A 12,031-nucleotide genomic window follows, 5' to 3' on the forward strand; every position below is an offset into this window, starting at 1 on the left:
CCGTCTTGTTCATAATCTCCAAGCGTTTTAGACCCCGGTCATGGCAAAGCTGTATTTCAACTATTCGACCATGAACGCGGGTAAATCGACCGTGTTGTTACAAGCCTCGCACAACTATCGCGAGCGTGGAATGCAGACCTATCTGATGACCGCCGCCATTGATGGGCGCGCAGGCACCGGGCGGATTGCATCGCGCATCGGTATTTCTGAACAGGCTGATATGTTCCGGCCCGATGACGATGTGTTTGCCATGATCGAAAACCGCCTGAACCAGGGCCGGGTTGCTTGCGTTTTCATCGACGAAGCTCAGTTTTTGTCGGATGATCAGGTCTGGCAATTGGCGCGTGCCGTGGATGATCTGGATGTACCGGTATTGGCCTACGGGCTGCGGGTGGATTTTCGTGGCAAACTTTTTCCCGGATCTGCCGCTCTGCTGGCCCTAGCCGACGAAATGCGCGAGGTGCGCACCATCTGCAAATGCGGCCGCAAAGCCACAATGGTGATTCGTCAGGACGAAAACGGCAATGCCATTACCGAAGGTGCCCAGGTGCAGATCGGCGGGAACGAAACCTATGTCTCGCTCTGCCGTAAACATTGGCGCGAGGCCGTGGGCGACTAAACCGGGTTGGGCAGTGCCCTGCCCGCCACATGAGCCGCCACGTTATCAAGCGCCATATGGCCCATGCTGCTGCGCACTTCTTCGGTTGCTGTGCCGAGATGAGGCAGCAGGGTGACATTCTCCATATTGCAGAGGGCCTGAGGTACTTTGGGTTCGAACTCGTAAACGTCCAGCCCGGCTCCTGCGATCTGACCTGATTGAAGCGCCGAGATCAGGGCCGCTTCGTCCACGACCTCGCCCCGCGCAATGTTGACCAGAATAGCCCCAGAGTTCATCGCCTTAAGAACTTGCGCATTTATCAAATGGCGAGTTTCCGCGCCGCCGGGAACCGCGAGCACGAGGAAATCGATGGAAGCCGCCAGTTTGTGCAGGTCAGGTGAGAACTCTGCCGGGAAGTCCAGATCTTTGACGCTGCGGGACTGATAGGCCACCTGCATGCCAAAGCCGAAATGACAACGACGCGCGATGGCTTGCCCGATGCGGCCCATACCAACGATACCAACACGCTTACCAGTGACGTGCTGCCCCAACATCTGCGTCGGGTGCCAACCCTGCCACTGGCCCGATCGGACCAGCCGCTCGCCTTCGCCTGCGCGACGCGCCGTGGTCAGCAGCAGGGTCATAGCGATATCTGCGGTTGCATCGGTGACCGCGCCAGGCGTGTTGGTCACCTCAATCCCTGCCGCGCGCGCAGCCTCGACGTCGATATGATTGTAACCAACGCCGAAATTGGCCAGTAGCTTGCAGCGCACTGTACCAGCATCTGCAAAGACTTGAGCCGAGAACAAATCGCCCAGCGTTGGCACAACGACGTCGAATTCCGTCAAAGCAGACAACATTTCCCGCTGCGACATGGGCAGAGTGTTTTCACGTATCTCCACGTCGAACTCGGTACGGGCGCGGGCCTCGACCGCCGGTGTCATTGGGCGCGTGATCAGCAGTTTCATCAGTGCATCCGTCCGCCAGTTGGAACTTTGCCATCCGGTCCGATCAGAACGATCTCGCCGTTTTCATCAGGCAGGCCCAGCACCAGAACTTCAGACATGAACTTACCGATCTGGCGCGGCGGGAAATTGACAACCGCCATGACCTGCTTGCCCACCAGAGCCGACGGATCGTAATGCGCCGTGATCTGAGCCGAGGTTTTGCGCTCGCCAATTTCCTCACCGAAGTCGATCCACATCTTGATCGCGGGCTTGCGGGCCTCGGGATAGGGTTCGGCGCGGATCACCTCGCCCACACGGATGTCGACCTTGAGAAAGTCGTCGAATGAAATCTCACTCACGTGACAGCTCCTTGGATCGGTCGGTTGCCGCCTTTACGGCGCGGTGCAGCAGATCGGGGAATCCCTGCTCATCATGCATCAAAACTTCAAGCGCGGCCTGCGTGGTACCGTTTGGAGAGGTCACGTTGATGCGCAGTTGCGTTGGGTCATCCTCGGCGACCTTGGCCAATGCACCGGCCCCCGCCACCGTGGACTTTGCCAGTTTCATTGCCAGTTCCGCAGGCAAGCCCTGCGCCTGTCCGGCGGCGGCTAGCGTTTCAATCAGGTGGAAAACATAGGCCGGGCCAGAGCCGCTGAGGCCGGTCACGGCGTCCATCTGCGCCTCATTGTCCAGACGAACGGTCTCACCCACCGCCGACAGCAGGTTTTCAGCCAATGTCAGATCATCACCAGAAGCGTGGTTGTTGCCGATCAGTGCCGTGATACCCTGGCGGATCGCTGCAGGCGTGTTGGGCATCGCGCGAATGATGGGCGTGTCGCTGCCCAGAACGGATTCAAATGTGGCAATCGATGTGCCTGCGGCTACCGAAACAAACAGGCTTTTACCACCGCCCAGCGCCTGAATGGCTGGCAAAGCTTCACCCATCATTTGGGGTTTAACGGCGACAAGTACCACGGCGGGCGCTTCGGGCAGTGGGGTGTTGATGTTGACGCCTTGCGCTTTCAACCAGTCTGACGGGTACGGATCAATCACCCAAACGGACGCTGGCGGAAGGCCGTGTTCCAGCCATCCCGCCAGCATTGCGGACCCCATCTTTCCGCACCCCAGAAGCACAAGCCCCTGTTCGGCCACACGCGTAATGTCCATTTGCCCCTCCCGCGTTACATATCGGTTTGGGGCAAAGCTTTACGCCCGGCCGTAAGCCTCTGCAATGGCCACTTGCATGGCTTCTTCTGGCTCTCGATTACCCCAGGTCACCAGTTGGATCGCCGGATAATACCGCTCGGCGCTCATGACGGCGGCGGTGATCATCGTGTTGATCTGATCCGCGCTGGCTGTCTGTCCCCCTGCAAGAACCAGACCATAGCGGTAGACCATCAGCTTCTGGTTTGCCCAATAGGTAAAGGCACCTGCCCAGCACTGGTCATTCATCTTGTTGAGCAACTCATAGAGCTGCATTTCACGCTCTGTCGGCGGCTCCATCTCAAAAGAGCACACCATGCGCAGGGTTTCGTCATAGTTGGACCAGGCCAGAGTGATCGAATAGGTCCGCCACTGTCCTTCGACAGCCATGGCGATCTGATCGTCTCCTATACGATCAAAATCCCAGTCATGGTGTTCCGCCAGGTGTTCAACAATGTCGATCGGATGAATGTCTTCTTCGAGATACTGCTCGGAAAGGGCCATAATGCCACCTCACTAATCTCTAGCAATTTGGGGCTGGCAGCGCCCCAGCGCTAGTTGCCTGCTCTACAAGCCGGGCTTCCCCCGTGGGCCTGTACTAAATATGGTGCGATGTGGCGTGAGTTCTGGCAACCCTATTTCTTGGGGATAACAGCAATAAGTTGTGGACAGTCGGCAACGGCGATCAAAATATTGGCGCTCGCACCAGCTTTGTCTTGATTAAATTCTGCGATGCGTCAAAATACACATCACCGCACAATCCGGGCTGGATTGCGCGGCTTTAAGCTTTGCCCTGATAATTTGGAAACGGGAAACGTCGGGGCGTTATTTGTCCAGTTTCGCCTCAAGCGCTGCGATGCGGGCCTCAAGCGCTGCATTTTCTTCGCGCGCTTTCTGGGCCATGGCGCGGACAGCGTCGAATTCTTCGCGGGTGACGAAATCGCGGTCGGCCAGCCAGCGGTCGATCATCGACTTCATCGCGTTCTCGGCCTCTTCCCGCGCGCCTTGCGCCACGCCCATGGCGTTAGTCATCAGTTGGGACACGTCGTCCAGGATCTTGTTGCGGGTCTGCATGTGTACACTCCGGTCTCACGGTTTATCTGTATATGGGCAAAGAATGGCGCAGGCTCAAGGTTGACTTGCCCTGCAAACCCCGGGCAATGAGACGCACATGCAGGCTGTTCTGAACTTCCCCGATCTGTCGCCCGAATTATTCTCGATCTCACTGTTCGGGATGGAGTTCGCGTTAAGGTGGTATGCGCTGGCCTATATTGCCGGAATTCTGATCGCTTGGCGACTTGCCGTTGTGGCGCTGCGCCGCCCTGCCCTGTGGCCCGCGGATACCCCTCCGATGAAACCGGATCAGCTGGAGGATCTGGTCACCTGGATCATTCTGGGCGTGATTCTGGGTGGGAGGCTAGGCTTTGTCCTGTTTTATCAGCCTGCCTATTACTTATCGAACCCGTTAGAGATTCTGAAAGTCTGGCAAGGCGGCATGGCCTTTCATGGCGGCCTGTTGGGCGTTATCCTCGCGTCTTATCTATTTGCCCGTCGACATCATATCCCCACCCTGTCACTGGGCGATCTGGTCGCCTACACCGTTCCGCCCGGCCTGCTGTTGGGGCGACTCGCCAATTTCGTCAATGCGGAACTGTGGGGCCGACCAAGTGAGCTTCCTTGGGCCGTGATTTTCCCCGGCTTCGCCGCGCAGGATTGCCCTGGCGTGGTTGCGGGAATGTGCGCAAGGCACCCGTCGCAGCTGTATGAAGCCGCGCTTGAGGGTGTGTTGTTGGGCGCATTGCTGCTGTGGCTGGTCTATCGCAGAGGGGCCTTTAAAAAACCGGGCATGATCATGGGCCTGTTTCTGGCCGGGTATGGCGTGTCCCGCTTTATTGTCGAGTTTTTTCGCCAACCGGATGCTCAGTTCGTGTCACCCGGCAACCCGTTGGGACTGGCTTGGCATGTGGGCGGCTATGGCCTGACTATGGGTCAAATCCTCTCACTGCCGATGATCGCGATTGGCCTTTGGCTTGCCCTACGCGCGCGGCGAGCGGCATGAGCCTGACCGATCACCTGATCACCCGCATCCAGCAGGATGGACCGATGAGCGTGGCAGATTATATGGCCGAGTGCCTTCTGCACCCCACGCTGGGCTATTACACAACGCGCGATCCGTTCGGGACCAAGGGGGATTTCACCACCGCGCCGGAAATCAGTCAGATGTTCGGGGAACTGATCGGCCTGTCCCTGGCGCAGTGCTGGATGGATCAAGGAAGACCAACGCCTTTTACCCTGTGCGAGCTTGGGCCAGGGCGCGGCACATTGATGGCCGATGTTCTACGCGCAACGCGGTCTGTGTCCGGGTTCCACGACGCCGCACAGATCGTGCTGGTCGAAGCTTCACCCGTATTGAAAGAGATACAGGCACAAACCCTGAAAGATCACCCGCCTCAATGGATCGACAGTGTCGCAGAGCTGTCAGAACAACCATTGCTGCTGGTGGCAAACGAATTCTTTGACGCTCTGCCCATTCGTCAGTTCCTGCGCGAAGGCGACGGATGGTGTGAACGTCTGGTAGGTGCGCGGGATGGCGCGTTGCTGTTTGGGCGGGGTCCGAACGGACCTCAAGTGGCGCTGAATGACAGACTCGCAGATACAAAAGAGGGTGATCTGGTCGAATTGTGTGCGGCAGCGATTCCGATTCTGACCGTGATTGCTGGCCGGATCGCCAGCCATGGTGGTGCGGCTCTGATCGTCGATTATGGTGACTGGCATTCGCTAGGCGACACGTTGCAGGCCCTGCAAAACCACGAACGCGCTGACCCACTGGCGGCACCAGGCCTTGCTGATCTGACGGCACATGTGGATTTTGAACCTCTGGCCATTGCCACCCGCGCCTGTGGATGCCGCCACACGCGGTTGACCCCGCAAGGCGTGTTTTTGGAACGGTTGGGCATTACAGCCCGCGCGCAGGCGTTGGCAAAGGCGCTGAGCGAATCCGAGCTGAACTTGTTGATTGCCGCGCATCGCCGGTTGACGCATCCCGACGAAATGGGAAATCTGTTCAAAGTTATGGGCCTTTTTCCGGCCTATGCCGCCCCACCGCCAGGATTAGAACCATGACATTGGAAATTCTAACCTCAGACTTGCTGTCGCCTTTGCGCCACGGGTTCTTCACCCGTCGCGGCGGGGCCTCGTCCGGGATATTTGACGGGCTGAATTGCGGCTACGGCTCATCCGATCAATCCGAAGTCGTGGCGCTGAACCGCAAGCGGGTGGCTGACGCAATGGATGTCGCACCCGAAGCCATGATCGGGGTGCATCAGGTCCATTCGCCCGAGGTTCTGACCGTAGACGGCCCGATTATCGGCGACAGACCAAAAGCCGATGCCATCGTCACTGCAACCCCTGGTCTTGCCCTGACGATTCTGACGGCGGATTGTCAGCCCGTCTTGTTTGCCGACCCGGATGCGAATGTAATCGGTGCAGCCCATGCGGGCTGGCGCGGGGCGTTGGACGGTGTACTGGAGGCTACGCTGGCCGCCATGGAGGCTTTAGGGGCCAAACGCAACAACGTCAGAGCCGTGATCGGCCCGAGTATTTCGCAACGCGCTTATGAAGTGGGCCCCGAGTTTCTGGACGCTTTCATAGCGGAATCCCCCGATAACGCCCGGTTCTTTGCCAATGGCCAGGATGACCGGCTGCAATTCGACTTGCCCGCCTTTGGCCTGAACCGCTTGCGGTCGGCTGGCGTTGGGCAGGCGGAGTGGACACGGCATTGCACATATTCGGACTCTGACCGGTTCTATTCCTATCGTCGCGCGACACATGCGAAAGAGGCCGATTACGGCCGGCTTATCTCGGTCATAAAACTGTGATTCAGCCCCAGATTTAGACGTCCCGCCTCTTTTCCGCCACATTTGTTGTGTTTACCGGACCCAAGAATCGTAACGAGTTTTGCCAGCCATCAGATGGCTATCTGACGCTCCTTTTTTGAGCGCTGGCGTGTTGAGTGAAAGGACTGTGCATCTTTATCTCTTGTCTGCAAAACATCCCGGATAAGCCTTATCCCTGCCGCAAATCGGCGTCACAAAAGGTTCATGAAGGATGCGGGAATGACCTTCCCGAGCAATGCAGGACCAGAATTATGAAATCCAAATCCCGCTTTCTCAAAGCCATGGTTGCCGCCACTCGGGACCAGAAGCTGGAAATGCCATGGAAACGGGTATCAAGCCATTCTGCCAGAGTTGCCAGCCGCATTGCGGTTCGGCGCTGAAGCAGGATCACCCCAAGACCAAGCTGCCGGTCTGAAGACGGGGTAAGCGCGCAGCGGGCATGCTCCGGCCCGATGTTGCGTAAGTCGTAGGTAAAAATTTACGACTTTTTTCAGGAGTTTGTGTGTGTGCGGGCAATTTTCGCCCGTGAAGTACGAGTTTGTCTGGGGGGTCAATGTGTTGACCATTGGAACGCGAGATTTAGTCGCCATGCGGGGCCAGAACGGTCACCGTCCAACGGTCTTCCATTCGTTTCAAGACAAAGAACCTGTTCGTCAGGTGGGCCTGTACGGGGGTACGCCAGGCCTGTTCGGACATTTGAGGGGACGGAATATTTATGACTATTCCTAATTCATTGGCCCGAGCGGCCAGAAATGCCATCGAAACGTCGGCTATGCTGCGGGAAGCACCGCGACCGGTTGCGAAACCCAAGGCGCAATTGCGCCGCTACGAAGTCAGCAGCCTGCTGCCAAACGGCGACGTGGCTCAGACCCGTCACATCGCGCCCGCTCTGCCGATGTTCGAAGACGCCTTTTGCGCTTTTTCGCGTGGGTCGTTGGTTGAAACGGAACATGGGCCAATGGCGATCGAGGACCTGATGCCGGGGGACACGGTTCTGACGCAAGATGGCAGCTCGCAAACGGTGCTATGGAAAGGGTCAGTCACTCTGATCCCTGGGCGCGAAGATTCTCGCGGTCGCACACGCCCGTTAACGCGGATCATGGCAGATACATTCGGAATGCAAAAACCGATGTCAGGTGTAATCGCCGGACCCGCAGCGCGAATCGTGGGCGCTCCGGCGCATTTGCGGCACCTGCACGGCGGGGAACCGATTCTCACGCCAGTTTCTGAATTTCAGGACGGGATGGGTGTAATTGAAACAATGCCTCCAACGCCTGTCGAACTGTTTCACATTTGCCTGAAACGGCATTCCGTTATTCGTGTAGATGGTTTACAGTTCGAAACATATCACCCAGGTGTGAACGCGGTTCGCATGATCAGCCATTCGTTGCGGTCGATTTATCTGAACCTGTTCGCTCACATCGAGTCGCTCAACGATTTCGGTCCGCTGCTGATGCCACGCGCCGGAGACGGAGAGATCGACGCGATGTCGGCCTGAGTGTGATAATGGGTACTGCATTATGGGGGGCATCATGCAGCTGGTATTAAGTTGGGTTCTATCCCTTGCGGTGGCTGCAATGCTGCCACCAATCACCGCACAGCCGAAACGTGTGGGCGTTACGCCATCCGGTTCATGCGTTCTTCCAGAACGTCGAACGGCACGCCTGGCTCGTCTTTTGCGCCGCGGATGACAAGCGAAGTCTTGACGCTGGCCACGTTGGGCGTGGTCAGCAGTTCACCGGTCAAGAATTGCTGAAAACTGCTGAGATCAGGTGCCACGCATTTCAGGATGAAATCGACCTCGCCATTCAGCATGTGGCATTCCCGGACCAGCGGCCATTCGCGGCAGCGTTCTTCGAACGCGCGCAGCTCGGCTTCGGCCTGGCTGTCCAGACCGACCATGGCGAAGACTTGCACCTCAAAGCCCAACTCACGTGAATTGACGTCGGCGTGATACCCGGTGATATAGCCGGATTCCTCAAGTGTGCGCACCCGACGCAGACACGGCGGCGCCGAAATGCCGACCCGTTTGGCCAGTTCAACGTTAGTCATGCGACCGTCTGCCTGCAATTCCGCCAGAATCTTGCGATCAATGTCATCCAGCCGAGTCGTGACCATAGAATGCTCCTGGTTTTTCGGTTCTTATATCAGCCCCCTAAGCGCGCGCAATAATGTTTCGCACATGCGCAATTTTCTTTGTTTTCTAATCACTCAATTGCTTAATGTGCAGCGCAGGGGATCACAATCAGGATGGGGGTTTAAGCCGGGTCAGTCGATCGCTATATCGGGGCGACGGGCTAAACGCCCAATTCAGGCAATTCGAGCGGGGATAGCATGGCCGACACACGACACACTAAGGTTCTGATCATCGGGTCAGGACCTGCAGGATACACCGCAGGGGTTTACGCCAGCCGCGCCATGCTAGAACCCATTCTAGTTCAGGGGATCGAACCTGGCGGTCAGCTGACTACAACGACGGAGGTCGAGAACTGGCCCGGCGACACCGAGGTTCAGGGCCCGGACCTGATGGTGCGCATGCAGGACCATGCAAAGGCAATGGGCTGTGAGGTGATCGGCGACATCATCAGCGATCTGGATCTCAGCCAGCGCCCGTTTACAGCCAAGGGCGACAGCGGCACGACTTACACCGCAGACGCGGTTATTCTGGCCACTGGTGCGCGTGCGAAATGGCTTGGCCTACCGTCCGAAGAGAAATTCAAAGGCTTTGGCGTCTCGGCCTGTGCCACCTGCGACGGGTTCTTCTATCGAGGACAGGAAATCGTGGTCATCGGTGGCGGCAACACTGCTGTGGAAGAAGCTCTGTTCCTGACCAACTTCGCCAGCAAGGTGACCTTGATCCACCGCCGGGATGAGTTGCGGGCCGAAAAGATCCTGCAAGACCGGCTGATGAAAAATGAAAAGATCGAACCGTTGTGGTTCCACGAATTGGACGAAGTGATCGGAACGGACGCGCCTTTGGGCGTGGAAGGCGTTCGCGTCAAGCACGTTAAAACCGGCGAGATCACGGAAATCCCTTGCAAGGGTGTTTTTGTCGCCATAGGCCACGCCCCTGCGAACGAGCTGGTCAAGGAGACGCTGGAAACCCATATGGGCGGCTATGTCGTCACCAAGCCGGGCACAACTGAAACGTCGGTTCCCGGCGTGTTTGCGGCAGGTGATCTGACAGACCATGTTTACCGTCAGGCCGTCACAAGCGCTGGCATGGGCTGTATGGCCGCACTGGATGCCGAACGTTTTCTGGCAGAAAACGAATAGTAACGATTTTTGGTCCCCGGCACGGGTCGGGGACTACGCCCCTCCGCCTTGACCCTTTCACAGTGCCGTATCAGGATTGCTGCAGAACGGGCGAAACACGGGTGAGCTTTTGAACAACGCTCTTTGGCGCGGCGGGTGGGCAACCCGACTTCGGATCGGCAGCGGCCTGATCCTGTTTGTTTTCGCGTTTTTTCACTTCATCAACATTGGCCTTGGCCTGTTTCACACCGATTATCTGCACGGAATGCAAGACGGTCGGAAAGAGGTGACGCGCCACGACGCCATGAGCGTGCTTCTCTACGCGGCGCTGTTCGTTCATGCCGGTCTTGCCCTGGTATCTATCGCGCAGCGCAGGACATTGCGCATGCCATTCAGCACAGCACTTCAGGTGGTGTTGGGCCTGCTGATCCCTTTGCAGCTGATCTCGCACATCATTCACACCCGGGTCGCGCATGAGGTTTATGACGTCAATGACGAGATGGGATACATCATCATCCTGATGTGGCCCAGCATTGCGGTCTGGATGCAAAGCGCGCTACTGCTGGTTGTCTGGGTGCATGGCTGCATCGGCCTGCACATGTGGCTGCGGTTGACAAAATGGTGGTCGCGTACCGCACCTTACCTGATCGGCGTTGCCGTCTTTGTGCCTCTGTTCGCGCTGGCTGGCCTTCTGACCGAAGGCCGTCGCATCTGGGCCGACTTCGCCGACGAGTTTCTGCGCGAGCAGTATATCGAGCACTACAACTGGCCGTCTCCCGAAGCTTTTCAAACCCTGTTCAGCGTCAAGGACAATGCCCTGATGGCCTTTTGGCTGGCACTTGGCGCAACAGGTCTGGTTTTCATCGGACGCAAACTCTGGCGACGCAGGCATTCGGTGCGCGTTTCCTATGCCCTAGGTCCGGATGTAGTCGCGGAAAAGGGAATGACGCTGCTTGAGATTTCCCAAGCCAACGGCGTGCCCCATGCGGCCCTATGCGGCGGTAAAGGACGCTGCACCACATGCCGCGTCATTGTCGAGGATGGCGGTAACGCGCTGCCGCCACCCAGCGACGTCGAGGCGCGCAGTCTGGCCGCTGTCGGCGCGTCTCCCCAGACGCGGCTGGCCTGTCAGATCCGCCCAACCGAGCCGACCACCGTCTTTCGTGTTTTCCGGCCGGATGGCGGCCGCATCCGTGGACACGCCAGCCAAGGAGAGGAACGCCAACTGGCGGTGTTGTTTCTGGATATGCGCGGCTTTACCGCCCGCACGACGGGGCAGTTGCCCTACGACATCGTGTTTCTGCTCAACCGATTCTTTGATGCGGTGGTGCCAGCCATTACAGACGAAGGCGGCATCGTGGACAAATATATGGGCGATGGTTTGTTGGCGGTTTTCGAGAAACGCGATTCTGCGGCCTCTGCTCGCGCTGGGTTAAGTGCGGCGATAGCGATCAGCCGGGCGCTGGATCTGTTCAACCAACAGCTTGAGGCTGAAGGAAGCCCCGGAATTCGCATCGGAATGGGCCTGCATCTTGGCGACCTGGTTCTTGGTGAAATCGGCGCACAAGGACATGCCGCAAAAACAATCATCGGCGATGCGGTCAATGTAGCCAGCCGCCTTGAGAGCGAAACCAAAGCTCTAGGAGTTGAACTGATGGTTTCTAACGAATTACTGCGCGCCGCAGATGTAGATGTGGCGCAAGCAGATATCCGAGCTCTCGAGCTGCGTGGCGTCTCAGCGCCGATTCCTGCTCTGCCAGTGATGCGCGCCTCGCAACTAGAGCCAAACGTACAAAAACAGGAACAGTCATACTCTGCGTGAGGGAATTAATTCCATTCCATAGAACCATGTTACACGGCGTGCTTCCATGTCAGAAATCTCTTCCAATTCGGAAAAAATCAGCGCATATCCTCCTTTGTTTCATTGACGCCGGTGGACTTTGCCTAACAGTCGGTGCAAATGCACCGAAAATGCCACTACCCACTGGCTAACCAACACTGCGATAAGAGTATTCCAATGACGATGTTAAGTAATCTGGCCCCAATCCCGGAACTTTACGTATCCTATGAATCTGCCCAGAAACTTAAGTTCGAAGCTTCTGATCTGACCAGCCATGACCTGAGCCCGCGTC

General features: G+C 57.5%; 14 protein-coding genes. 8 read left to right on the forward strand and 6 right to left on the reverse strand.

Annotation, left to right across the window (positions count from 1 at the left end):
* Positions 1–40: 40 nt before the first annotated feature.
* Positions 41–619, forward strand: a complete 579-nt coding sequence (locus tag GOV85_RS06570) for a thymidine kinase (RefSeq protein ID WP_171176124.1) — start codon at positions 41–43, stop codon at positions 617–619.
* Here GOV85_RS06570 and GOV85_RS06575 read toward each other — a convergent pair.
* The 5 genes from GOV85_RS06575 to GOV85_RS06595 form a co-directional block, all read right to left on the reverse strand.
* Complete coding sequence (locus GOV85_RS06575; protein ID WP_171176126.1) at positions 616–1,566, reverse strand: D-glycerate dehydrogenase; 951 nt, start codon at positions 1,564–1,566, stop codon at positions 616–618. The genes GOV85_RS06570 and GOV85_RS06575 overlap by 4 nt on opposite strands.
* The gene (locus GOV85_RS06580) at positions 1,566–1,904 is read right to left on the reverse strand and encodes a tRNA-binding protein (protein ID WP_171176128.1); all 339 of its coding nucleotides are present in this window, start codon (positions 1,902–1,904) and stop codon (positions 1,566–1,568) included. The genes GOV85_RS06575 and GOV85_RS06580 overlap by 1 nt, the downstream gene beginning before the upstream one ends.
* The gene (proC, locus tag GOV85_RS06585) at positions 1,897–2,712 is read right to left on the reverse strand and encodes a pyrroline-5-carboxylate reductase (RefSeq protein ID WP_171176130.1); all 816 of its coding nucleotides are present in this window, start codon (positions 2,710–2,712) and stop codon (positions 1,897–1,899) included. Before proC ends, GOV85_RS06580 begins: the two co-directional genes overlap by 8 nt.
* 39 nt (positions 2,713–2,751) lie before the next feature.
* Positions 2,752–3,252, reverse strand: a complete 501-nt coding sequence (locus tag GOV85_RS06590; protein ID WP_171176132.1) for a YbjN domain-containing protein — start codon at positions 3,250–3,252, stop codon at positions 2,752–2,754.
* Between the two features lie 321 nt (positions 3,253–3,573).
* Positions 3,574–3,822: an accessory factor UbiK family protein gene (locus GOV85_RS06595; RefSeq protein ID WP_050604795.1), complete on the reverse strand. Its 249-nt coding sequence runs from the start codon at positions 3,820–3,822 to the stop codon at positions 3,574–3,576.
* 97 nt (positions 3,823–3,919) lie between these two features.
* Between GOV85_RS06595 and lgt the strand changes: the two genes are divergently transcribed.
* The 5 genes from lgt (at position 3,920) to GOV85_RS06615 (ending at position 8,142) form a co-directional block, all read left to right on the forward strand.
* The gene (gene lgt / locus GOV85_RS06600) at positions 3,920–4,807 is read left to right on the forward strand and encodes a prolipoprotein diacylglyceryl transferase (RefSeq protein WP_171176134.1); all 888 of its coding nucleotides are present in this window, start codon (positions 3,920–3,922) and stop codon (positions 4,805–4,807) included.
* Positions 4,804–5,871, forward strand: coding sequence for a class I SAM-dependent methyltransferase (locus GOV85_RS06605; RefSeq protein WP_171176136.1), 1,068 nt, complete (start codon positions 4,804–4,806; stop codon positions 5,869–5,871). Before lgt ends, GOV85_RS06605 begins: the two co-directional genes overlap by 4 nt.
* Positions 5,868–6,626, forward strand: coding sequence for a peptidoglycan editing factor PgeF (gene pgeF, locus GOV85_RS06610; protein WP_171176138.1), 759 nt, complete (start codon positions 5,868–5,870; stop codon positions 6,624–6,626). The genes GOV85_RS06605 and pgeF overlap by 4 nt, the downstream gene beginning before the upstream one ends.
* A 269-nt stretch (positions 6,627–6,895) precedes the next feature.
* On the forward strand, positions 6,896–7,024 hold the full coding sequence (locus GOV85_RS21685) for a hypothetical protein (RefSeq protein ID WP_256368551.1): 129 nt from the start codon (positions 6,896–6,898) through the stop codon (positions 7,022–7,024).
* 335 nt (positions 7,025–7,359) lie between these two features.
* Entirely contained in the window at positions 7,360–8,142 is a 783-nt protein-coding gene (locus GOV85_RS06615; protein WP_171176140.1) for a Hint domain-containing protein, read from the forward strand.
* A gap of 119 nt (positions 8,143–8,261) precedes the next feature.
* On the opposite strand, the gene GOV85_RS06620 is transcribed toward GOV85_RS06615, so the two are convergent.
* Positions 8,262–8,762, reverse strand: a complete 501-nt coding sequence (locus GOV85_RS06620; RefSeq protein WP_171176142.1) for an Lrp/AsnC family transcriptional regulator — start codon at positions 8,760–8,762, stop codon at positions 8,262–8,264.
* A gap of 216 nt (positions 8,763–8,978) precedes the next feature.
* Here GOV85_RS06620 and trxB point away from each other — a divergent pair, with 216 nt between their 5' ends.
* Positions 8,979–9,920: a thioredoxin-disulfide reductase gene (trxB, locus tag GOV85_RS06625; RefSeq protein WP_171176144.1), complete on the forward strand. Its 942-nt coding sequence runs from the start codon at positions 8,979–8,981 to the stop codon at positions 9,918–9,920.
* Between the two features lie 109 nt (positions 9,921–10,029).
* The gene (locus tag GOV85_RS06630) at positions 10,030–11,721 is read left to right on the forward strand and encodes an adenylate/guanylate cyclase domain-containing protein (protein WP_171176146.1); all 1,692 of its coding nucleotides are present in this window, start codon (positions 10,030–10,032) and stop codon (positions 11,719–11,721) included.
* The last annotated feature ends 310 nt before the right edge of the window (positions 11,722–12,031 follow it).

This window comes from Ruegeria sp. HKCCA4633 (assembly GCF_013034605.1).
Taxonomy (GTDB): Bacteria; Pseudomonadota; Alphaproteobacteria; order Rhodobacterales; family Rhodobacteraceae; genus Ruegeria.